Source organism: Pseudomonas sp. GW823-FHT02C02 (assembly GCF_058797635.1).
Genome location: NZ_JBXAJV010000022.1, coordinates 1 through 23,101 on the forward strand (window position 1 = coordinate 1; position 23,101 = coordinate 23,101).

Consider the following 23,101-nt stretch of genomic DNA (forward strand, 5'->3'; position numbering starts at 1 on the left):
TTCGATTAAGTCGGTGTTTTTTGAACCTCAGACAGCGAGGCCGTTAAAAACGGCTGCTTACTTCAGACCTTCCTTAGTGTTTCGTTGTGCATGGGTATTAAGCAGCATCCGATCCTGTTTAACTGACGAGGAGTAAACCACAATAGGTGCATTGCCAGAGAGGACATTAACAGAGAAAATATCATACCTTACACATAAGTAATGTTAGCGGCAGCTTTTTGACAGGTATCACTTGCTACTATCTAATTACAAGTTAGATATAGGAAGATGAAAATCATGAAAATATTGAATGCAGGCATCGCTATTGCAATGTTGGCAGCTTCCTCCGCAACCATGGCTGAAGGCGGAAAGGATCGCGTCTACGGTCGAATGTTGCAAGCGAATCAGCAGGCAATGGAGCAATATGCCATCAAAAACGGTAAAGCCGCGCCTGAAATTGTCCACTATAAGTATGGGCTGGACCTTGACATTGCAAAGGTGGTTAACGTGACTCCAACCGCTGAGTATTGTGGGCTGGTCCCTTCGCACATGACCTACGAAGACTCCAGGGGCAATCTCAACACCATCGAGTACCAAGTGTTGGGCAGCAACTGTCCTCATGGCGGCTGATCGCTTAAAAAGCCAAACACCGGAAACGTAAAAAGCAACTAATTGCACATTCAACAAGCCTTGCATCAAGCTGACAAAAAAGTAATTTTCTTTTCAAGTGACGCCACAGTTATCTTTCATGTGGAATTATCACCGACGGAACGTAAGGTTTTCAGCTGCCCCCCCTATAATCATAAAAACATTTAACATAGAGCCTCTGCCAAGCTATCCCCCGGTGTCAGGATAGTTGTCGCCTCTTCGAATTTTCCTAAAAAAGCACATCGGGGGCGGAAAGAGAGGTCGCGGTAGAATGGCAGTCACCTGCCACCCCTACCGCGACCCAAGGAGACAACGATACGCTGGCCGACCAACCGTATTGACTTTATGGGAGGGTGGGCCTGCTAGATGGCTGCATGTGGTGGGCCTTTAACCGCACTATTGGACGTTGTTGATGTAAAAATCAGCAACCCGCCCTGGGTCAAATTTCAATCGGCAGGGTGGGGATTTTCCATCAGCGCCAACACGCGGTCGCTCAGATAGCCGTTGATGACCTGCCAAATACCGCCATCAGCGCATGTTTTTCCAGCAGGCGACGGAAGTTGAGGATTGTGGTTTCATCGGGATTCCGGACCAGATGCAGCCCGAAAACTGGCGCAGGATCGTGGTCTCGCACAGCGTTTCTTCCATCGCCGGAACGCTGTAGCCGAACCAGTTCTGCATCAGATGAACCCGCAACATCGCCATCAACGGATACGCCGGACGACCACCGTCACCCTTCGGATAGCGCAGCTCGATCAAGGTAATCAACCCCTTCCAGGACATCACCTGATCCATCTCGATCAGGAAGCGCTCGCGGCGGGTCTGCCTACGTTTGCCGGCGTATTCGGCATCGGCGAAGGCCATCTGTTTCATCGGGTTTAACCGTCGTGTTCGGGTCATGCGAGTATTTCACCAGAGATGGGAGGCTTTTTCAGCGTTTCCTTAGCAAGAAAGAGCCGCCCACTCAGACTGTGTGAAAACACACTGATGGTGGTTTCTGCAAACGCCCCGACTTGTTCGGGGCGTTTGCTTTTGTGCGGACAGAAGACGAAAAAGGGCGTTTCAGCCCATCAACGCCATCAACTGACGTGCGCCCAGCACGTTAATCGCTCTTTTCAGGTTATAGGCGTTCACCGCCAAAGCCATTTCGGCTCTCGTCCCTTCGAGCTGTCGCAGCAAGAAGCGAGCGTTGCCAAACAACCACTGTTTTAGGTTTCCGAAGGGATGCTCCACGATGGATCTTCGGCTGACCATCATTTCGGGGTGCGCCTGCATTCGCCGCTCCATGCGTGCGGATTCCACGGGCATCCGGCCACCCATTCCATGAACATCCGGCCACTGATTCCACGATGATCCGGCCACCCATTCCACGGCCATCCGGCCACCAATAAGGCAGGCAGCAACGCAGGATTAATTCACTACCATCGACCTCTTTTATCGAAGCAGAGAGGTCGTCGTGGAGCGGTTATCCATGCGTAAGATTCGAGAAGTGCTACGTCTCAAATTCGAGGTCGGTCTATCTGCCCGGCAGGTCGCTATCAGCTTGCAAGTAGGTCGAGCTAGCGTCGGTGAGTACCTCAATCGCTTTGCTGCCAGCGGCCTGACCTGGCCCTCTGCGCTGACTGACGCCGAGTTGCAACGGCATCTTTTTCCGCCGCCGCTCGCTATTCCCAGCGATCAAAGGCCGATGCCTGACTGGGCTCATGTCCATGCCGAGTTGCGCCGCCCCGGCGTCACCTTGGCCCTGCTCTGGCAAGAGTATCGACTCGCCCATCCGCAAGGCTTCCAGTACAGCTGGTTCTGCGAGCACTACCGCCTCTGGGCTGCCAAGGTCGACATGGTCATGCGCCAGGAGCACCGTGCGGGCGAAAAGCTGTTTGTCGATTACGCCGGCCAGACCGTGCCGGTCATCGACCGACAGACCGGCGAGATCCGCCAGACTCAGATCTTCGTTGCCGTGCTAGGCGCGTCCAGCTACACCTTCGCCGAAGCCACTTGGTCGCAGAAACTCTCTGACTGGCTGGGCTCGCATGCCCGCTGCTTCGCCTTTCTCGGCGGCACATCGCAGATCCTGGTACCGGATAATCTGCGCAGCGGCGTTACCAAAGCGCATCGTTACGAGCCTGACATCAATCCCAGTTACCGCGACCTGGCCGAGCATTACGGCGTGGCCGTGTTGCCTGCCAGATCCCGCAAGCCTCGGGACAAAGCCAAGGTCGAAGTCGGCGTGCAAGTGGTCGAGCGCTGGATCCTGGCAGTGCTGCGCAACCGCCAGTTCTTCTCGCTGGGCGAACTCAACACGGCCATCGGACTGCTGCTGGATCGACTCAATCAGAAACCCTTCAAGAAGCTGCCCGGCTCACGCCGGTCAGCCTTCGAGACCATCGACCAACCGGCGTTGCAACCGCTGCCGGAACACCCTTACGTCTACGCCGAATGGAAAAAGGTACGCGTCCACATCGACTACCACGTCGAGGTCGACGGCCATTACTACTCGGTGCCGTATCAGCTGGTGAAGCACCAACTCGAAGTGCGGCTGACTGCGCAGACCGTCGAGTGCTTCCACGCCAACCAGCGCGTGGCCAGCCATCTGCGCTCGGCACATAAAGGCCGCCACACCACCCAAACCGAGCACATGCCCAAGAGCCACCGCGAACACGCCGAGTGGACGCCCCAGCGACTGATCCGCTGGGCCGAGCAGACGGGCCCGAATACGGCCGGCGTCATCGCCTACATCCTCGAACGCCGGATCCATCCGCAGCACGGCTTCCGCGCCTGCCTGGGCATCCTGCGCCTGAGCAAACAGCACGGCGAAGAGCGGCTGGAAGCCGCTTGCCAGCGTGCGCTGGCGCTGGGCGCATGCAGTTACAAAAGCCTCGAATCGATCCTGCGCCAAGGGCTGGAACGGCTGCCGCTGGCCCAGCAAAACCTGCCCCTGCTGCCCGATGAACACATCAACCTGCGCGGCCCTGGCTACTACCACTGACCTGAAAAAGGAGCACCAAAATGCTGCCCAACCCGACACTCGACAAGCTACAAACCCTGCGCCTGCACGGCATGATCAAGGCGCTTGGCGAACAACACGCAACGCCTGACATCAATGATCTCAGCTTCGACGAACGCCTCGGTCTGATGGTCGACCGCGAGCTGACCGAGCGCGAAGACGCCCGCCTGACTACTCGCCTCAAGGCCGCACGACTGCGCCATAACGCCTGCCTGGAAGACATCGACTATCGCAGTCCGCGTGGCTTGGACAAGGCCTTGATCCTGCAACTGGGCAGCGGCCAGTGGCTGCGCGACGGCCTGAACCTGATCATCGGCGGCCCAACTGGCGTAGGCAAAACCTGGCTCGCCTGCGCGCTGGCTCATAAGGCCTGCCGCGACGGTTACAGCGTGCGTTATCTGCGCTTGCCGCGCTTGATGGAAGAACTAGGCCTGGCCCACGGCGACGGCCGCTTCGCGAAACTGATGGCGGGTTATGCCAAGACCGACTTGCTGATCCTGGACTTATGTTACGTACCCCGTTATGTGGAGTAGCGACTTTCAGCCCGCCACTGGTCTGACTTTGGAGCGTCCGTACTCAACATAACTAGTCCCAGGGGTAGCGTGGATTTCTCCATCGAACGCAATGGAGAACATCATGCTCACTCGAATCTTCCCCAAGACACATCGGCGCTATGTCGAGTCGCCCGTTGGCTGCTGGCTCGAAGGCTTTGCGGACTGGCTAATGTCCGTCGGCTACGCACGCAGTCCCACTTGCCACCATGTTCGCAGACTTAAGCTGGTGCTTGAGCGCATCGAATCGATCGCACCTGATGCCAAATTCTCGGTACACCAGCTCGATACGATATTCACTTCGGTCCGAACGCGACCTCGATACCGTGCAACCCGGCGTGTCTTTGAACGCTTCCTGGCTGCTCGCAGGCTTCTGACTGTAGAACCCGATGTCGATCGGTTTGCCCCGCTACTCAAGGCATACCGCCATCACCTCATTGAAGTTCGCGGCTTGGCGCCGCCGACGGTCAGCCAGCATATCTCGACCATTGCTGACTTTCTGACTCAGTCCGGGCCACACGAGGCGGCGCTTGTGGATCTGTCGGCGCCGGCCGTAGAACAGTTTGTCATTACCAAGGGCCAACTGATCAAGCGCCAGAGCCTGCAGCATTCCATCGCCAGATTGCGTGCCTTTCTCCGCTACTGCTTCGACCACGGCCATCTCCGGGAGCGCCTCTATACGATCGACACGCCGCGCACCTATCGCGGCGAAGCCCCGCCGCGTGCCCTTGCCTGGCGTTTGGTGCAGCAACTATTGCAGTCAGTCGATCGCGACAGCAAAGCCGGTTGGCGCGACTACGCCATCCTGCACTTGATGGCTTACTACGGATTGCGGCCATCGGAGATCGTGGCGCTCACCGTGGCATCGATAGATTGGACAGCCCGGACGTTGCGTGTCGATCAGCGCAAGACCCGCTCGAACTTGATTATGCCGTTATCCGATCAAACGCTGCGCCTGCTCAAGCGGTATTTGCATTGCGGTCGGCCTGGCAGCACTCGGCCGGAATTGTTCCTGCGTGTAAGAACACCGCTGGCTCCGATACAGCATTATGCGGTCTGCAACCTCTACGAGAAGCGCGCGCGGCAAAGCGGACTGCCGCTCGATGGCAGCTCTTCTTATTGCCTGCGCCACGCCTTCGCCATGCGACTGCTTGAGCGCGGTGTGGGCGTCAAGGCGATCGGCGATTTGCTTGGGCATCGCTCGCTGGAAAGCACCTGCGTCTACCTTCGGCTGCAAACCGAGTCGTTACGTGACGTGGCACTACCCCTTCCATGCCGGCATGCTGCGCAGAAGGGGGACCACCATGTTCTCCACTGAGACCGCACTCGACTTGACCATTGCGCGCTATCTGCAACTTCGGCGATCGCTTGGTCGAGCTTATGGAAATGAAGAGCGTGTCCTCACATCGGTCCGCCAGTTCCTGGTGGCGGCGACATGTACGGATCTGGACTACGATCGCTTCCTTGGGTGGTGCAACACGCTCGCCGGGCTTAACGCCACGGTGCGACGCAAACGGCAGCGCATCGTGCGCAACTTTTGTCTGTATCGACAGCGCACCGAACCGCAGTGCTTTGTGCCCGACCCCAACCACTTCCCGCGACCCTGTCCTGCTGTCACCCCCGTCATCTTCGGTTCGAGCGAGGTCGCGAGTATGCTCGCGGCTGCCGAGCAATTGGGTCCGGTGCCCACCTCGCCTCTGCGGCCAGCGGTCCTGCGGCTGGCCGTCGTGCTCCTCTATACCGCAGGACTACGTCGCGGCGAACTGCTACGGCTGACCCTGGCCGATGCCGATTCGGCGCAAGGCGTATTGCATATCCGCGAATCGAAGTTCCACAAATCCCGATTCGTTCCACTATCGCAGGACGCCCATCGTGAGCTGCGCGTCTATCTCAAGCAGCGGCTGGCGCCGCCCTTCAGCATCACACCGAATTCTCCCTTGCTGTGCAACTGCGCTAGAGGCTTGCGCGGCTATACGGGGACAGGAATAAGCGGTGGCATAAAAACGTTATTCCAAGCTGCGGATGTTCACAGTAGCGATGGCCGAGGGCCGCGGATTCATGACTTTCGGCATAGCTTTGCCGTCCAGGCACTGCTGCGTTGGTATCGGCAAGGCGCCGATGTGCAATCCAACTTGCCGAAACTAGCGTTGTATATGGGGCACGTGTCGATCGTCTCTACCGCTTATTACCTGCGTTGGATGCCGGATATTACGGCAGCGGCCAGTGATCGCTTCCAGGCCCACTTCGGCCATTTGATTGCTGGAGGTGCGCCATGAAGCCCGCTCGGCCCAACTCGCTTGGCAATTGCATCACGCACTTCTTCCGGGAATATCTGCCCGAGCTCCGTGGCATGAGCCTGCTCACGATTCGCAGTTATCGCGATGCCGTCGTGCTGTTCTTGCGATTTGCCTCAGCTCGCAGCAAACGGGGCGTCGAGGATTTGGAACTCGACGATTTTACGGCAGAGCAGGTCAGCCAATTCCTGACGCATCTGGAACAGGAGCGTCACAATGGTGTCGCGACGCGCAATGCACGGCTGGCGGCTATCCACACTTTTGCCCGATTCCTGGCCAGCGAACACCCGGAGCATCTAGCCGAGTTGCAGCGGGTGCTTGGGCTGCCATTCAAGCGCGGCGCCCGCAGCGCACCAATAGCGTATTTCGAGTCTGACGAAGTCGACGCGGTGCTCGATAGCATTGATCGCACTACCGACTCGGGGCGGCGCGACTATGCGTTGTTTGCGCTGATGTTCAATACCGGTGCTCGCGTGCAGGAGGTACTCGATCTGCAGGTACGCGACGTGAGAACCGAGCCGCCGCACCAAGTACGTCTGCGTGGCAAGGGCGGGAAGATTCGTTTATGCCCCATCTGGCCGCATACCGCGGCGCTGCTGCGGGAACTGGCTCAGCAGTCGGCACAGACCATAGCGCCGGAGGCGTCTCTGTTCACCAACCGCCACGGTGCCAAGCTTACGCGGTTCGGTGTTCGCTACCTGCTCAAGAAATATGTGGCAGCGGGCACACCGGTGGCCAACACCATGCGAGAGAAGCGACTTCATCCGCATTCGCTTCGACACGCCACAGCGGTTCATTTGCTCAAGGCTGGCGTTGACTTCGCCACAATTAGCCAGTGGCTGGGCCATGCGACGCTGAACACGACCATGGTCTATGCCCGGGTGGATTTGGACATCAAACGCCAAGCGCTTGCCCAGGTGTTCCCCGAAGTGTTGGCGTCGCCACGTGCCGGGCACCTGTCGCCGGCTGCGGTCGATGTGGTCGATTGGTTGAAACGGCTGTGAGTGGTTATGTGGAGTTCGGGCGGTTGGAGTCGGCGCAACTCGCCATGTTTGCTGCTCAACTCCACATAACGGGGTACGCAACATAAGTCCAATAATGTTGAGCTCAACATTACTGGACGACTGGGGCCTGGCGCCGTTTACCGCTACGCAACGGCGCGACATGCTCGAGCTGCTGGACGACCGCTACGGGAACCGCTCGACGCTGGTGACCAGCCAGATGCCGGTGGACAAATGGCATGCGCTGATCGGCGATCCGACCTTGGGCGATGCGATCCTCGACCGGCTGGTGCACAACGCTTATCGGATCGAACTGAAGGGCGAATCGATGCGCAGGCGCGCAACGAAATTGACGGCGGCAGAGACTTCAGACTAACAATGCAAACCTGCGTCGCTGCGCTCCGACTGCCTGTCCGAATGAGCGTGGAATAGGTGTCCGGATGTTGGTGGGCTGAGTGTCCGGATGGCGTGGAATGCGCATCCATGCGTTCGAACGCCTCTTCGTGAGCATGGCGTGAGACGTATCGGCGCCGGGCCTCAGTGCATTGCGCTTTCAGCGGACAGTCGGCGCAGTCGCTGATCGCCGCCTGGTAGATACGATCGCCCTTACTGGTTTGCTTGAGTGTCAGCCATTTACCGGCGGGACATTGATATCGATCCTGCGACGCATCGTAGGTAAACACTGTTCGGTCAAAGAACTCCTTTTCCTTGCCGCTGGAGTTGCCTGACCGATTGGGCGGTACATAAACCGTGATGTTCTCATCCTCGCAGGCCTGGAACTGCTTGCCATTCGAGTAGCCTGCATCGGCAGTCACCGTCAATTCATCTTGCTGCAAGTGTTCCTTGGCGGCCTTGGCCATAGGCTCAAGTTGCTTGCGATCATCACTGTCCTGCGTGACTACATGATGCAGGATCAGGCAATGCTCAGCGTCCACGGCTGTTTGCACGTTGTACGCGACCCTCGGTCCTGTGTGCGTTCGCATCATTCGGGCATCGCTTTCGTGGGTATTGAATTGCTCAAGCACCATGGATTTCATCGTTGCCTGGCAAGTCAGGTTGTTGGAGTGCCTGACTTCAAGTTGCACCAAAGCAGTCCTGACCGCCCTGCGATCAACCACCTCATCGGCTTCGGTTTTATCAGCTTCATCCAGCTCGGCCAGATACTGGGCAATGCGTTTATCCAGCTTCTGCTCCTGGTGCTTGAGCCGCTTCAAACTCATATGACGCCGCGAGGAAGCAACCGCCTGAAACTTGCTGCCATCGATGGCCACCAACTCACCGGCTATCAGACCGGCGGTTCGGCAGAACTGGACGAAGGCACGGCACGTCGCCACAAAGGCCGGTTTGTTGTTTTTGCGAAAGTCGGCGATGGTCTTGAAGTCGGGTTTGAGCCGGTTGATCAACCACATCACTTCGATGTTGCGCTGACACTCGGCTTCGAGCCGCCGCGATGAGCGAATCCGCTGGAAATAGCCGTAGAGATAGAGTTTTAGCTGATCGGCAGGATCATAAGAGGGGCGCCCGGTGCCTTTGGGCAGCGCTTTGTCGAAGCCCAGTTGCACCAGATCCAGCTTGGCGCCGTAGAGGTCGATCACACGAACGAGGTGATCCTCGGGGATCAGTTCCTCCAGCGAGACCGGGAACAGGCTGGTCTGGCACTGCGGGACTCTCCTTGGATGTAGGCCATAACGAAAAATGCTCCGTATCTTTCGATACGGAGCATTTTCTTTGAGTGCCGCACAGATTGCTAGGTTTTCACACAGTCTGCACTGGCTGGGTGTATGGCACAAAAGTCAATTAAAAAAAACAGGCAAACATTACAAAATTGTAATTTTATGGTCATCTCTACGTTATCTACAGATTGCAACTATACAGCTCGGCGACGATACGGGAGTGCAACCTGCTTTCCGTAAACAATAATTCCAGCCGAAGAGCTTTCTAGTTCTGCCGAACCTAAGGAGTGATTAATGGTTAACAATACAAAATTTTCGATGGCCGCATTGGCAATGGTTGTCAGCTCTGTGCCTTCCATAGTGATTGCGGAGGAAAAGGCGGGAGGGTTTATAGAGGATAGCAGCCTGACAGTCCTGAACCGTAACTACTATTTCAATCGTGATCACCGCAACGGCCAGTCAAGCCCGACAGGCAACGGATATTCCGAAGCATGGGCACACGCTATTATTAGTAAATTTGAGTCTGGATTTACTCAGGGCACTGTGGGTGTCGGCATCGACGCGTTCGCTATGATCGGATTGAAACTCGACACAGGTGACGGCCGTAATGGCGGTCGTAGTTCGTTCGATGTACTCCCCGTCAATAGCGAAGGAAAGGCAAGGGACGAGTACACCAAAGTGGGGGGCGCGGCAAAAATTCGCGCATTTGACACCGTAGTAAAAGTCGGTGACGTATTCCCATCCAACCCAGTTGTTGCTGCCGGTGACTCGAGACTTCTGCCAGAAAGTTTCACCGGTGTGACGGCAACTAACACTAGTATTGAAGGCCTGACAGTTCAGGGCGGTCGCTTGCACGCCATGAGCCAACCAGTATCCAGCAATATGCGTGATAACTTCGCGACATTCTATGCGGGACCAGTTAACTCGCCTTGGGTCGGCTACTTTGGTGGCGACTATAACCTGAACAAAAATGTCATCATCAGTCTTTACTCCAGCCGCCTCAAAGACGCTTGGAATCAATACTATGCTGGCACGGGGTTGAATTACGAATTAACGGATGAGCTTTCCGTATTCGGTGGCGTGAACTACTACAAGGCTGTCGATGAAGGAAAAAAACTACTGGGTGAGTTCGACAACAATATCTGGAGCGGAAAAGTTGGTGTGAAGTATGGTGCGCACTCGGTTGCACTTTCTCACCAGCGAAATAATGGTAACGACGACTTCGATTATCTGCGTCAATCGGATTCCATTTTTCTTGACAACTCAATTCAGTACAGCGACTTCAACTCGCCGAAAGAACGCTCCTGGATGGTTCGTTACGATCTCGACATGAGCTCCTATGGCGTTCCTGGTTTGTCGTTTATGACACGCTATGCTCGTGGCACTGACGCTGACTACTCTAATGCAAACGCGACGTACATGCGGCGTGATGCGGACGGGAACCCATTGACTGACCAGAAACGTTGGGAGCGCGACATCGAAGTAAAATACGTCGTTCAGACAGGTTCCTTGAAAGACATGTCTTTCCGCCTGCGCCAGGCTAACACTCGCGCAACCGCATTTGAGTCGGACCTGGATGAAGTTCGTGTAATTGTTGAGTATCCATTAGCTATTCTGTAATACCTGAATGGGATGACTCGTCTTAGCGAACATCCCATTTTCCTAGTGTGCTGTTTTCGAAATAGCTTACCCATTTATCTGCGCTTCCATCACATCGCGTGCTCGCCGGATCTTGTTCAAAATCTCCTCTCCCTTTGCGTTCCAAACGTACCGGGTCGGTTGCGCGTTTCGTAATGCCAGGAAGGTGGTAATCGAACTTTCCAACTCGCGTACAGAGCCGAAACTACCGTCGCGCAAGAACACGGTAATGTCCCTGAAAAACCGCTCGACCATGTTCATCCAGGAGCTTGAGGTCGGCGTGAAGTGCACATGGAAACGCGGATGTTTCGCCAGCCAAGCCTTCACTTTTGCATGCTTGTGCGTCGCGTAGTTATCCACGATCAGATGCAGCTGGAGGTGTTTGGGAGTTTCCTTGTTGATTTTCTTGAGGAACGCCAACCACTCCTGATGGCGGTGCTGGCGCTCGATGCTACTGATCAGTTTGCCCTGGAGATAATCCAGCGCCGCGAACAGCGTGACCGTGCCGTGGCGAGTGTAATCATGGGATTTTGTTTGGATATGACCGACCCCCAAAGGCAGCCCGGGCTGGGTGCGCTCCAAGGCTTGAACCTGACTTTTTTCGTCGCAGCAGAGCACCAACGCCTTGTCTGGCGGGGCCAGATACAGCCCGATGACATCCCAGAATTTTTCCTCGAACTGCGGGTCGTTCGCACCTTGAAGGTACGTGTCAGATGAGGCTTCAAGTCATTGGCAGCCCATAGCTTGTTGACGGTGGTCGCCGAGATGCCAGCGGCACGGGCCATGCTTCGGCAGCTCCAGCGGGGCTCGCCAATACGGGGCTTGGTGACCTGTTCGAGTACGCGACGGATCGTGTCGGTAGGACGGGAGGATTTGCGTCCGCGGCCGGGCTTGTCGAGCAGGCCTTCTAGACGCAGCGTCTGAAAACGTTGGCACCAACAGGTGATCGTGGGGAGTGAGAAACCGGTCAAACGAGCGATTTCCACCCTTGAACAACCTTGGGCTGCCAGCAGGATCACTCGGGCGCGACGGCCGTCGCGCTGACTGGTCGCGCTGACTGATGGTGGCTGAGCGTACACGGCGGTTCAGTTCGGCCTGCTCTTCTGGGCTGAGGACAATCTCTTGGGCGTTCACTTGCGTTCCCCCGAGCGCTGGATGATAGGGAGAGTGTAGCCAAGACCGCAGAAAAATTATTTCGAAAACAGCACACTAGCAAGATTTCAAAATTGTCATTTTTCAATCATCTCCCTGTTAACTTGATTTGCTTATAGTGCGCGGGAGTTAATAGGGATCTAGCTAGCGCATCTGGTTGGATCCCTATAGACAAGTAGCTAGTCTGTGAAAGTCTAAAACTCATTGCTGTTCAGTTGAAGTGTACATTCACCTTTGGAAGCTCCTTTGCTCCTTTGGAAAAGGTGAATTTTTAAGACGTCCCTCGGGACGTCTTTTTTTATGGGTGCGCCAGGCATGGCGCGTTGCGCGTGAGCGCAACCAGTTTGGCTGTGGTGGCCACGCTGGTGACTTGGAGGTGAAAGTCCTCTACACACCCGGCAAGGGGAAGTGTTAGCCGGAGGCAAGGGTGTCGCGGGCGACTGCGAATCTGAAGGAAGCCCGAGGCAAAATGCTGGCCTGACGAACAGGAAGCGGATAGAGGCGGCACAGCGGGGTAAGGCGGCCCAAACCGTTAAAGCCCAATACTTGCACGGAACGCTGTGACGTAAATCCGACAGGCATAAGCAGGAAGGTCGCGCGAATTACCCTGGGAGATCTGTACGTTTGACATTGTGCTACCGGGCGTCGAGAGGCGACGGGATGAGCGTGCAGAAGTCAGCCGAAGCCATAGTAAGTGGCGGTTAACCTCGTCACCAAGGGCCGAACAGGTTATGCCGCTGGTAGGCGTCAGAGTCTCGTTGAATACCGAAATGCAGAAATTTCTCCCAAAGAGGACTGTTACTCCGGTCGCGGTAGGAATGGCAGTCACCTGCCACCCCCTGCACAGATCCGTACGTGCGGAACTACCGCATAAAATGTGCTCAGCCACATTTTATGCGTAATGTGGCCCAGGCATGTTGCCGCTGACCGAAAACTGACCCAGTAGAGGCTGTTCTGCCGACTGAAAACTGACCCAGGTGTTCAACTGCTTCTGCTCAATTTTTGAGCAGGAGAACACAGGGTGATCAGCATGGAAATGATGGGCAAAATTCGGCGGATGTATTTTCGCAACAAGCTGCATCAGATAGCCAAGCGTACCGGGCTGTCGAGAAACACCATCCGAAAATGGGTCAGAGCATCCGAAGCAACTCAGCCGGCGTACCAGCGGCGCGCAGTCCTCAACAAACTCAGTCCTTTTCACGAGACGCTGGAGCAGGCGCTCAAGGCCGATTCGTTTCGGGCGAAGCACAACCGCAGGAGCGCCAAAGCACTTTTCGCGCAGATCAAGGCCGAGGGTTACGACGGCGGCTACAGCCAGCTAACCGCCTTCATACGCTCGTGGCGCGGTGAGCAAGGCAAATCTTTACGTGCCTTTGTACCGTTGACGTTCGCACTCGGTGAGGCCTTTCAATTTGACTGGAGCGAAGAAGGCCTGCTGATCGGCGGCCTGTTTCGACGCGTCCAGGTCTCCCACATGAAACTGTGCGCCAGTCGCGCATTTTGGTTGGTTGCGTATCCCAGCCAAGGCCACGAGATGCTGTTCGATGCCCATACCCGCTCGTTTGGCGCGTTAGGTGGGCTGCCGCGTCGTGGTATCTACGACAACATGAAGACCGCTGTCGACAAGGTCAATAAGGGTAAAGGCCGCACGGTCAATGCCCGGTTTGCAGTGATGTGTGCGCACTACCTGTTCGACCCGGACTTCTGCAACGTGGCCTCGGGTTGGGAAAAAGGGATCGTCGAAAAGAACGTCCAAGACAGCCGGCGACGCATCTGGCTCGATGCTCAAGACTGCATGTTCCGCACCTTCGAAGAGCTTAATGCCTGGCTCGGCCAACGCTGTCGTGCGCTCTGGGGGGAACTGCTGCACCCGCAGTACAACGGGCTGACGGTGGCGGAAGTCCTGGAGCTGGAGAGGGTCGAAATGATGCCGATGCCGACCGCCTTCGATGGCTACGTCGAACGCACCGTGCGGGTGTCCAGCACCTGTTTGGTTAGCGTGGCGCGAAATCGCTACTCGGTGCCTTGTGAGCGGGTCGGCCAGTGGGTCAGCAGCCGCCTGTATCCTTCCCGGATTGTGGTCATCGCCGATGAAACAATGATTGCCTGTCACGAGCGTCTCTTTGATCGAGATCAAGTTAGTTTTGACTGGCAGCATTACATCCCGCTCATTGAGCGAAAGCCCGGAGCGCTGCGCAATGGCGCGCCCTTTGCCGATCTACCGAAGCCATTACGCCTGCTCAAACAAGGCCTGAGACGTTACACCAATGGTGATCGAGTCATGACGCAGGTACTGGCTGCGGTTCCCATCGTCGGGCTCGATGCCGTGTTGGTGGCGGTGGAGTTGGTACTTGAGTCAGGCAGCTTGAGCGCTGATCACATTCTGAATGTCGTGGCTCGACTGACATCGACAGCAGCCCCTCCGTCCGCCGAAACCAGCCTCCAACTCAAGATAGCGCCTGTCGCCAATACGGCGCGTTACGACCGGCTCCGTACCACCGATGAGGAGACCCGCAATGCGTGATCTTATGAAGGAACTCAAAGAGCTGCGTTTGCATGGCATGGCCAATGCCTGGGAAGAACTGGCTTCCCAAGGAGAAGCCTCTACGGTGTCGTCGAAATGGCTGCTCGAACATCTGCTTCAACAGGAACATGCAGATCGTGCCGTACGGTCTGTAAATCATCAGATGAACATGGCCAAACTGCCCATGCATCGTGACTTGGCAGGTTTTGATTTCAGCGCTTCCAGCGCAGACGCCCGCCTGGTCAAGGATCTGTCCAGCCTGGAGTTCACAGATATCGCGCAAAATGTGGTGTTCATCGGCGGGCCTGGAACAGGCAAAACGCACTTGGCCACCGCATTGGCCGTGTCCGGGATCACGACACATAACAAACGCGATCAGCGGTAGTTTCGGCAATTGGTTCCAACGCCAGCAGATACAGCGCTTGCATGGCGCGGCATTTCATTGTCGGAATACCGAGGGGCCTTGTCTTACCGTTTTTCTTCGGAGTTAACACTCTCCGAAGTGGAAGTGGCGAATAACCTCGCCGCTTCAACGACGCTATCGCGTTGGCCTTTGCCACCGGCGTTTTCCATGTGACCTTGTCCACGCCGGGAGTCTTCTTGCCTTTATTTTCAGTCACCCGTTTGACAGCCAGTGCTTTGCCGCTAAACGAGTGAGTCAGCAGCCATTGCAGGGCTTTCACCTTGTTATGTCTGCCTTCCTGTGTTGCCTTCACTATACGTGCTTGCAGCCCTCTTACCTGACGCTGGACATCGGCCCAATTGATGCCGTCCCACGTCACGCCAGAAGGTGCACGTGCCAGTGTCGCTGCACTCATTTGCTCTCCTTCCGTTTAGATGGTTCTGGAAACTCTCTCGTGAAGAGAGACCATGAGGAAGTCTGCCCGCTTTCGCGTGAGATGTTATTTTCACCCCTATCCACCCGATTACAGGGCGGCAATTTGCTTTTTCCTCAATCCTCTACCCACACCTCCATCAGCGTTCCTTGCAGTTCGCTTGCCCGATGTTCTGGGCAGAAATATGGGTTTACCGTGTTCCACACCAGTTACATGAATAACGTAGACCCTGTCTTTCCCCCGGTGATGTTTTTGTCCCTGTGCCCGCAGTACGTAATCGAGCAACCCACCACTCACCTTTTGGTCCCAGCCTGTCAGCATCTTTGGCTTGTTAAAAATAACGAGGTTTATCAACAGTTCACTTATGTTGGTCATATTATCCAGCCAAGCATCCTCGCCACCTGATGCTGGTAGCGGTTGGAATCACCTCGCGGCTTTTCCTTCTCTTTCGAAGGACTTCATTGTCCCGTTGGCTTCAGACCAAGCCGTTGCCAGCTTCGCCTGCACCGGTAGGCTACCGTTGAGGGAACAACGAGTCTCACTACCTCTATCGAGGTGAAACAATAACTGGTGCGACTTCACGTCGCACGCGTACGGTTTTTTCCGAATTTTGTAGGCTCCCCAATGAGAACGCCCCCCTAGGTGACACAGACGGAGTTGTAAACAATCCGCGCTCTAGGGCATGATAGCCGGATGACTATGCGAGCCTTCCATCAATCCCTGCACCTCTGGATTAGACGCCCCATCGGGCGGCTAGCCAGTATGTTGCTGCTGCTGCTGGCAATAGCCTGCGCGGCACTGCCGTCAGGGAAGGTTCATGCCCATACAGGCGGGGCTGTGGAACATGGTCACGAAATCGCGCCAGCCAGCGTTGCCTCGTTCGAGCACGATAATCACTCGGGGCCTTCAGAGCCTGTGGGTGACGTGGTTTTACATGCACACGATATAGGCACGACCTCAACGGGATTGCCCCCACTACCGGTGATGATGACGCAAAACGATATGGCTTCTTCCTCTCTTGGGAGTCGCCTGGTCGTGTCTTCCCCTCCCTCTGAAGCGCCGCTTCCGCCCTACCGCCCTCCGATTATCTGATGACATCCACCAGGCTGCTTTTGGCTGCCTGCATTGCGTTGTTTATCGATAATTCGGAGGTATTCCTTGAACCTGCGTTGGCTCATGGCACCGGCTTTTGCCGGGGTCTTTTGCAGTATCCCTGTAGGGATGGCTGCCGATTCATTGCGTCTTGAGGAGGCTGTAGTGCGTAGCCTCGCTTCAGATCTATTCATAGCGGCTCATGAGGCCGATCTGCAAGCAGTGCAGGCCCGGGCCAAGCTTGGAAGTCTCTCAACGCCATACAGTGTCGGTGTCGATCTGGAAAATGTCGGTGGCACCGGCAGCATGAGCGGTCTGAAATCCGCTGAAACTACGCTCCGTCTAAGTCGGGTCATCGAACTCGGTGGTAAGCAGGCTGCCCGGCAAGCACTGGGGGCGGCAGAGATGGCTCACCAGCAGCACCTTTTCGACATGGCGCGCCTAGAGGTCGCCAGTCGGACCACCGGGCGTTTCATCGCAGTCGCGGCCAACCAGCACCGTCTGGAATTCGCGCGCCAGCAGGTCGAATTAGCCGACGCTACACGTCGCGAGGTGGCCCGAGGGGTGGCGGCGGCGCGCAATCCTGAATCCGATTTACGTGCAGCAGAGATCGTTGTGGGCGATGCCGAACTCAAACGCGATGCGGCCGAGCGAAATCTGGCGAGCAGCAAGGTCGCGCTGGCCGCAAGTTGGGGGGCGATCAAGCCCGATTTTCCTCAGGTTGAAGGCAATATCCACGTACTGCCATCGATTGAAACCTTCGAGGCGCTAGCCGCTCGCTTGCCCATGGCGCTGGTCCAGCGCAAGGCGGCCTTTGAGGCCGATACCATTGCTGCCAAACGTCGGGTTGCACAAGTCAGCGCCAAGCCGGACATCGACCTCAGCCTCGGTGTACGTCGGTTCGAGGAGCTGAACGACCAGGGGTTGGTCATGTCGGTTTCTGTGCCGCTGGGCAGCAAACCGCGTGCCTCGTATGCGATCACAGAAGCCGATGCACAGCTTACGGCGCTGGCGTCCCGCCAGGAGGCCCAGCGCCTGGAAAGTTACCAGTCACTGTTCGGACTGTACCAACAACTGACGCAGGCGCGTACCGAATATGAAGCCTTGCGTACGCGTCTGGTGCCCAAGGCCGAGCAGGCATTCACTTTCGCTCGCTATGCCTTCGATGCTGGCCGCTCCTCTTTCACCGAACTGATCCAGGCTCAACGCACATTGTTCGACCAGCGTGCTCGCGTTATTGACGCCGCCGCCCGCTACCACACCCTACTAGTTGAAGTCGAACGCCTCACCGCCGTCGCTTCGGGACCTACGCCATGATTGACCGTCTTATTCTTGTACTAGCCCTGTCCCTTGTTCTCGTCAGCTGTGGCGAATCGAGTTCGGCCGCCAAACCCAGCGAAGGCCAGGCGGCCACCAATGCTGACTATGAGCGCGGCCCCCATCGAGGCCGCATGCTGCGCGCGGGTAACTTTGCACTCGAAGTGACAATCTTCGAAACCAACGTACCACCACAGTATCGGCTCTACGCCTATCAAGGCGATACACCGCTCGATCCATCCGAGATTCAAGCCACAGTCGAAGTTGAGCGCCTGGATGGCGAGGTCAATCGCTTTACCTTCCAGCCGGAGAACGACTACTTGACCGGCAGCGGCACCGTGGTCGAGCCTCACTCGTTCTATGTCAGGGTCAGCGCCAAACAGGGCGACAAAACCCACCAGTGGGAGTTCGCTTCCTATGAAGGCCGCACCAGCATCCCCGCCGGCGTCGCGAAGGATGCGGGCGTCATGGTCGAAGCAGCCGGCCCCGCCGTGATACGCGATAGCGTACGTCTGGTCGGTAATGTCGTGCTGGACGCCAACCGTCGCGCGGCAATCAAGGCACGCTTTCCCGGTATCGTGCGTGCAGTTGCGGTGCAGCACGGCCAAAACGTAAGCCGTGGGCAAACGTTGGTGGTGGTTGAGGGCAATGACAGTCTGCGCAGTTACACGATCACCGCGCCGTTCGATGGCGTGATACTGGCACTCAATACCAATATCGGCGACGTCGCCGACGGCAATACCCTCATCGAGATGGCCGATATGTCCAGGGTCTGGGTGGAACTGCACGCGATCGGCGAGAACGCCTCGCGCGTGTCCGCCGGTCAACCGGTGCGCATCCGTGCAGCCACCCAGGATGCCGTAACAGAGACCGTCATCGATATGTTGCTGCCACTCACCACCCGTGGTCAGAGCGTTGTCGCTCGCGCAAGTATTGCCAACCCCGATGGCCGCTGGCGTCCGGGCATGGCCGTGGAAGGCGATGTTACCCTCGATGAGCGCCAGGCCTCGCTAGCGGTAAAGGAGTCGGGCCTTCAACGGTTTCGCGATTTCACCGTGGTATTTGCCCAGATCGGCGAAACCTACGAAGTACGGATGCTCGAGCTAGGTACGCGCGATGGTGAGTACGTGGAGGTGCTGAGCGGGCTCAAGCCAGGGACGTCATACGTCACCGAGCAGAGCTTCTTGATCAAAGCCGACATCGATAAATCCGGCGCTAGCCACGACCACTGAGGAAGCGCCATGTTAGAAAAAACCATCCGCGCCGCGATAGCGCATCGCTGGTTGGTCCTGGTTCTGATGCTGGGCGTTTCTGCGCTCGGCATCTGGAACTACGGCCGCCTGCCGATCGACGCGGTGCCCGACATTACCAACGTTCAGGTGCAGGTCAACACCGAAGCGCCGGGCTACTCGCCCCTGGAAGCCGAGCAGCGGGTCACCTATCCGGTCGAGACCGCTTTGGCCGGCCTCGCTCGCTTGCAATACACGCGATCGATTTCCCGCTATGGCTTGTCCCAAGTCACCGTAGTCTTCGAGGATGGCACTGACATTTACTTCGCCCGGCAACAAGTCGCCGAGCGGCTGCAGCAAGCCGCAGCGCAGCTGCCACAAGGACTGGAGCCGAACTTGGGGCCGGTAGCAACCGGGCTTGGCGAAATTTTCATGTATACCGTCGAAGCCGAACCCGGCGCAATGAAAGCCGATGGCACACCATGGAGTTCGACGGACCTGCGCAGCCTGCAGGATTGGGTCGTTCGGCCTCAGTTGCGAAATCTCAAGGGAGTAACTGAGGTCAACACCATCGGCGGCCATGTCCGCCAGATTCTCATCTCTCCCGATCCAGCCAAGCTGGTTGCCTATGATCTGACCCTGAACGATCTGCTCAGTGCAGTTGAGCGCAACAACACCAATACAGGTGCCGGCTACATCGAACGTTCCGGCGAGCAACACCTGATTCGGCTGCACGGCCAGATCGGTGTAGCGGAGGGCCTGAACGAAGTGGTGGTGGCAATGCGCGAAGGGCTGCCACTGCGCATCAGTGACATCGCCCAAGTCAGTGAAGGCGCCGAACTCAGGACTGGCGCGGCGACCAAGGACGGCCGCGAAGTGGTGCTTGGCACGGTGATCATGCTGATCGGCGAAAACAGTCGTGATGTCGCGCAGCGTGCGGGGAACAAGCTCAAGGAGATCAACGAGACGCTGCCCGACGGCATCAGTGCACTCTCCGTGTATGACCGCACTGACCTTGTCGATCGCAGCATCGCCACCGTGCAGAAGAACCTGGTGGAAGGTGCATTGCTGGTCGTAGCCGTGCTGTTTCTACTGCTCGGCAACCTGCGCGCCGCCTTGATCACCGCTGCGGTGATTCCCTTGACCATGCTTTTGACCATAACCGGCATGGTGCACAACCGTGTCTCGGCCAACCTGATGAGCCTGGGAGCCTTGGACTTCGGTCTCATCGTGGATGGTGCGGTGATCATCGTCGAGAACTGCCTGCGCCGCTTCGGCGAACGCCAGCATGCACTTGGGCGCCTGCTGAGTCGCGAGGAGCGCTTCGAACTGGCTGCCGCGGCCAGCGCGGAGGTCATCAAGCCCAGCCTGTTCGGCCTGTTCATCATCACCGCCGTTTATCTGCCGATCTTTGCCCTGACCGGCGTCGAGGGCAAAACCTTCCATCCCATGGCAATTACCGTGGTGATGGCGCTGACCGCAGCGATGACGCTGTCCCTGACGTTCGTGCCAGCAGCGGTGGCGCAATTCGTCGCCGGCAAGGTCAACGAAAATGAGACCCGGGCCATGCGCGGGTTGAAGCGTATCTATGCGCCTCTGCTGCACAAGGTTCTGGTCATGCCCGTGGCCGTTGTGGCAGGGGCAATCGTGTTGACCGTACTGGCCGGTATGTTGGTGACGCGCCTTGGCACAGAGTTCATTCCCAACCTGGACGAAGGTGACATAGCCTTGCACGCACTGCGTATTCCGGGCACCAGTCTGACTCAGGCAATCGGCATGCAAGAGCAACTCGAAGCGCGAATCAAGGCATTTCCTGAAGTCGAACAGGTGGTCGCCAAGCTTGGCACAGCCGAAGTAGCTACGGACCCAATGCCGCCTTCTGTCGCCGATACCTTCATCATGCTCAAGGACCGCGCCGATTGGCCGGACCCACGCAAGTCCAAAGCCGCGCTTGTCGCAGAAATGGAAACCGCAGTCCGGGCCATCCCAGGCAACAACTACGAGTTCACCCAACCTGTTCAGATGCGAATGAACGAGCTGATCGCGGGTGTACGTGCCGAGGTTGCAATCAAACTCTTTGGCGACGACCTAGAACAACTGGCCACTGTCGGAGCACATATCGAGGCGATTGCCGCCGGGATAGACGGGGCGGCAGACGTGAAGCTGGAGCAGGTCACCGGGTTGCCGCTGATGACGATTATCCCCGACCGCGCGGCACTGGCGCGGTATGGTCTTTCAGTGGTCAATCTGGGTGATGCCGTGTCCGTGGCGCTGGGTGGCGGCACCGCCGGACAGTTGTTCGACGGCGACCGCCGCTTCGACATCGTCGTGCGCCTGGATGACAGCCAGCGTCTTGACCCCAACGTACTCGCAGACCTTGCGATCGCCCTACCCGCAGCAGCAGACGCCAATGAAGCAGGTTTGGTCTCCGCACCCCGACATGTGCCGCTGAGCGCAGTCGCCAAGATCGTAACCGAACTGGGCCCAAATCAGATCAGTCGCGAGAATGGCAAACGACGCGTGGTGGTCACTGCCAACGTACGCGGTCGCGACTTGGGCTCATTCGTCGAAGAGTTGCGCGCCAGGATCGCTACAGAGGTCGAGCTGCCGGTAGGTACCTGGGTTGAGTACGGCGGTACCTTCGAGCAGCTCATCTCGGCGAGTCAGCGGCTGACGGTAGTAGTACCAGTGGTATTGCTGTTGATCTTCGGACTGCTGTTCATGGCCTTCGGCTCGGCGAAAGACGCCACCATCGTGTTCAGCGGTGTGCCACTGGCGTTGACAGGCGGTGTGCTGGCATTGTGGCTACGCGACATCCCATTCTCGATCTCCACTGGAGTGGGCTTTATCGCGCTGTCTGGTGTGGCAGTGCTCAATGGCTTGGTGATGATCAGCTTCATTCGTAAGCTGCGTGCCGATGGCGAGCCATTGCACGATGCGATCGTCAACGGAGCGATGACTCGCTTGCGCCCCGTACTGATGACCGCGTTGGTCGCCAGCCTCGGTTTCGTGCCAATGGCACTCAATGTTGGCACCGGTGCCGAGGTGCAACGCCCCTTGGCCACCGTCGTGATCGGCGGCATCATTTCGTCCACGCTGTTGACCCTCTTAGTGCTGCCAGCTCTGTATCACCTGCTGTATCGTAATGGAGAATTAGAGGTGGCCAAGCCAGTGCAAAATGGTTGACCTCAAGCTAGCGTGAAACGGAGGGGAGACGGTGGCTAGAAAGGAGAGGCTGGGCTTAAGAAATTATTCCTCTCCAAACCATCTACCGTCGCCCTGCACGCTATTGCGGTGACCTGTTCAGGGCAGACTCTAAAATCGGCTCAGACGCTTTCGTCGAGTTGTTTGCGATCTACAACAGCGCAAGACGAGCCGCTAACTCACGACTGAAGATGGCTAGTGTTCTGTCTGGTTAGTTAAGAAATCTATTTTTAATCGCGCCCAGCTTCGCCTTATTTACCTGGCCTGCGTGGCTGGTTGGTGCCCTTGGTGACTACGAAAGTATGAGGTCGTTCCTGCTGACAGCCACCACCGCAGAGATGAGTCGCGCGGTCATGATTAGCATTGTGCCCCCGATGGTCACGACTTGGCCGTCCGGGAGGTGACGACTGCTCGTTGCACACCGAACGCAGAAACACGCTGGGCCCTGGACGATCTACTCAAGGAGTTGACCCGTGGCGAAAACAAGGGTGGTTCCGACCTGTTAGACCGCAAGATCGCGCAATTGCTTGGGATTCAGTCTCAGCAGTTCAAGCCCACGCAAAAACTGGACGATGCGATCCGGCTCCTGTCGCTACGCTATCGTGGTTTGCCGTCCAGTTATGAATGGGGTGTGAAGATCGAAGAGTCATCACTTGGTTTCAAAGCCTTTGTGGCCGTGCAACCGACGACTAAAAACGCCGCTGTTGAGGCTGAGCCATGGAAACGTTGCTTGGTCGCGGGAGGCCCGTCCGAGGCTTTGGCTGTCACCATTGTGGTCATCACCCGTGAAACATGGGCATTCACAACCTGAATTGGAGGACGCCACATGTGGCCGAAAGAAATCAAGGCTGATCGGGAATTCCTCAGAGACGGTTCCGTCGCTTACAACCTGCGCTATGCCGAGGTGGGAGAGCTGGGACGCATTCTGCACAGCCTGTCCGTAAGCGTCCGAACCACAC

At 57.1% G+C, this 23,101-nt stretch carries 11 protein-coding genes and 8 pseudogenes; 14 read left to right on the forward strand and 5 right to left on the reverse strand.

Annotation, left to right across the window (positions count from 1 at the left end; genetic code table 11):
- Positions 1-276: 276 nt before the first annotated feature.
- Positions 277-609 carry a DUF2790 domain-containing protein gene (locus AC1ROI_RS29225; RefSeq protein ID WP_102599711.1) on the forward strand — a complete coding sequence of 111 codons (333 nt, stop codon included), beginning with the start codon at positions 277-279 and terminating at the stop codon, positions 607-609.
- 485 nt (positions 610-1,094) lie between these two features.
- Here AC1ROI_RS29225 and AC1ROI_RS29230 read toward each other — a convergent pair.
- Positions 1,095-1,500: pseudogene (locus tag AC1ROI_RS29230) on the reverse strand (transposase); the annotation flags it as partial.
- Between the two features lie 189 nt (positions 1,501-1,689).
- Positions 1,690-1,917 (reverse strand): annotated as a pseudogene (locus tag AC1ROI_RS29235) (transposase); the annotation flags it as partial.
- Positions 1,918-2,098: 181 nt separating this feature from the next.
- Here AC1ROI_RS29235 and istA (AC1ROI_RS29240) point away from each other — a divergent pair.
- From istA (AC1ROI_RS29240) to AC1ROI_RS29265, 6 genes and pseudogenes are all read left to right on the forward strand, one after another.
- Positions 2,099-3,613: an IS21 family transposase gene (istA, locus tag AC1ROI_RS29240; RefSeq protein WP_102599698.1), complete on the forward strand. Its 1,515-nt coding sequence runs from the start codon at positions 2,099-2,101 to the stop codon at positions 3,611-3,613.
- Positions 3,614-3,633: 20 nt separating this feature from the next.
- Positions 3,634-4,134 (forward strand): annotated as a pseudogene (gene istB / locus AC1ROI_RS29245) (IS21-like element ISPsy14 family helper ATPase IstB); the annotation flags it as partial.
- Between the two features lie 133 nt (positions 4,135-4,267).
- The gene (locus AC1ROI_RS29250) at positions 4,268-5,500 is read left to right on the forward strand and encodes a site-specific integrase (RefSeq protein WP_256580138.1); all 1,233 of its coding nucleotides are present in this window, start codon (positions 4,268-4,270) and stop codon (positions 5,498-5,500) included.
- Complete coding sequence (locus tag AC1ROI_RS29255) at positions 5,487-6,458, forward strand: tyrosine-type recombinase/integrase (RefSeq protein WP_102599697.1); 972 nt, start codon at positions 5,487-5,489, stop codon at positions 6,456-6,458. The genes AC1ROI_RS29250 and AC1ROI_RS29255 overlap by 14 nt, the downstream gene beginning before the upstream one ends.
- Entirely contained in the window at positions 6,455-7,480 is a 1,026-nt protein-coding gene (locus AC1ROI_RS29260; protein ID WP_102599696.1) for a tyrosine-type recombinase/integrase, read from the forward strand. The genes AC1ROI_RS29255 and AC1ROI_RS29260 overlap by 4 nt, the downstream gene beginning before the upstream one ends.
- A gap of 109 nt (positions 7,481-7,589) precedes the next feature.
- Positions 7,590-7,853: pseudogene (locus tag AC1ROI_RS29265) on the forward strand (ATP-binding protein); the annotation flags it as partial.
- 103 nt (positions 7,854-7,956) lie between these two features.
- Here AC1ROI_RS29265 and AC1ROI_RS29270 read toward each other — a convergent pair.
- Positions 7,957-9,164, reverse strand: a pseudogene (locus tag AC1ROI_RS29270) (IS1182 family transposase); the annotation flags it as partial.
- A 280-nt stretch (positions 9,165-9,444) separates the two neighbouring features.
- On the opposite strand from AC1ROI_RS29270, the gene AC1ROI_RS29275 reads away from it, so the two are divergent.
- A complete protein-coding gene (locus AC1ROI_RS29275; protein WP_102599695.1) occupies positions 9,445-10,770 on the forward strand; it encodes an OprD family porin in 1,326 nt (441 codons plus the stop codon).
- A 66-nt stretch (positions 10,771-10,836) separates the two neighbouring features.
- Here AC1ROI_RS29275 and AC1ROI_RS29280 read toward each other — a convergent pair.
- A pseudogene (locus tag AC1ROI_RS29280) lies at positions 10,837-11,922 on the reverse strand (IS630 family transposase).
- Positions 11,923-12,970: 1,048 nt separating this feature from the next.
- Between AC1ROI_RS29280 and istA (AC1ROI_RS29285) the strand changes: the two are divergent.
- Together istA (AC1ROI_RS29285) and AC1ROI_RS29290 are read left to right on the forward strand one after the other, a co-directional pair.
- Positions 12,971-14,464, forward strand: a complete 1,494-nt coding sequence (gene istA, locus AC1ROI_RS29285; RefSeq protein ID WP_173678021.1) for an IS21 family transposase — start codon at positions 12,971-12,973, stop codon at positions 14,462-14,464.
- A pseudogene (locus tag AC1ROI_RS29290) lies at positions 14,457-14,837 on the forward strand (ATP-binding protein); the annotation flags it as partial. The gene istA (AC1ROI_RS29285) and the pseudogene AC1ROI_RS29290, both read left to right, overlap by 8 nt.
- Here the strand turns inward: AC1ROI_RS29290 and AC1ROI_RS29295 are convergent.
- Positions 14,827-15,282, reverse strand: a pseudogene (locus AC1ROI_RS29295) (reverse transcriptase N-terminal domain-containing protein); the annotation flags it as partial. The pseudogenes AC1ROI_RS29290 and AC1ROI_RS29295 sit on opposite strands and share 11 nt — an antisense overlap.
- 1,275 nt (positions 15,283-16,557) lie before the next feature.
- Between AC1ROI_RS29295 and AC1ROI_RS29300 the strand changes: the two are divergent.
- The 4 genes from AC1ROI_RS29300 (at position 16,558) to AC1ROI_RS29315 (ending at position 22,953) form a co-directional block, all read left to right on the forward strand.
- Positions 16,558-17,709, forward strand: a complete 1,152-nt coding sequence (locus AC1ROI_RS29300; RefSeq protein ID WP_256580137.1) for a TolC family protein — start codon at positions 16,558-16,560, stop codon at positions 17,707-17,709.
- A complete protein-coding gene (locus tag AC1ROI_RS29305; protein WP_102599693.1) occupies positions 17,706-18,941 on the forward strand; it encodes an efflux RND transporter periplasmic adaptor subunit in 1,236 nt (411 codons plus the stop codon). The genes AC1ROI_RS29300 and AC1ROI_RS29305 overlap by 4 nt, the downstream gene beginning before the upstream one ends.
- Positions 18,942-18,950: 9 nt before the next feature.
- Positions 18,951-22,124, forward strand: coding sequence for an efflux RND transporter permease subunit (locus AC1ROI_RS29310; protein ID WP_102599692.1), 3,174 nt, complete (start codon positions 18,951-18,953; stop codon positions 22,122-22,124).
- Between the two features lie 418 nt (positions 22,125-22,542).
- Positions 22,543-22,953 carry a hypothetical protein gene (locus AC1ROI_RS29315; RefSeq protein WP_146013518.1) on the forward strand — a complete coding sequence of 137 codons (411 nt, stop codon included), beginning with the start codon at positions 22,543-22,545 and terminating at the stop codon, positions 22,951-22,953.
- Positions 22,954-23,101 lie beyond the last annotated feature (148 nt).

Coding starts and splice junctions, on each gene's coding strand:
- istA (WP_102599698.1), top strand. CDS start 2,099: ATGCGTAAGATTCGAGAAGTGCTACGTCTCAAATTCGAGGTCGGTCTA.
- AC1ROI_RS29305 (WP_102599693.1), top strand. CDS start 17,706: ATGATTGACCGTCTTATTCTTGTACTAGCCCTGTCCCTTGTTCTCGTC.
- istA (WP_173678021.1), top strand. CDS start 12,971: ATGGAAATGATGGGCAAAATTCGGCGGATGTATTTTCGCAACAAGCTG.
- AC1ROI_RS29275 (WP_102599695.1), top strand. CDS start 9,445: ATGGTTAACAATACAAAATTTTCGATGGCCGCATTGGCAATGGTTGTC.
- AC1ROI_RS29255 (WP_102599697.1), top strand. CDS start 5,487: ATGTTCTCCACTGAGACCGCACTCGACTTGACCATTGCGCGCTATCTG.
- AC1ROI_RS29260 (WP_102599696.1), top strand. CDS start 6,455: ATGAAGCCCGCTCGGCCCAACTCGCTTGGCAATTGCATCACGCACTTC.
- AC1ROI_RS29250 (WP_256580138.1), top strand. CDS start 4,268: ATGCTCACTCGAATCTTCCCCAAGACACATCGGCGCTATGTCGAGTCG.
- AC1ROI_RS29225 (WP_102599711.1), top strand. CDS start 277: ATGAAAATATTGAATGCAGGCATCGCTATTGCAATGTTGGCAGCTTCC.
- AC1ROI_RS29310 (WP_102599692.1), top strand. CDS start 18,951: ATGTTAGAAAAAACCATCCGCGCCGCGATAGCGCATCGCTGGTTGGTC.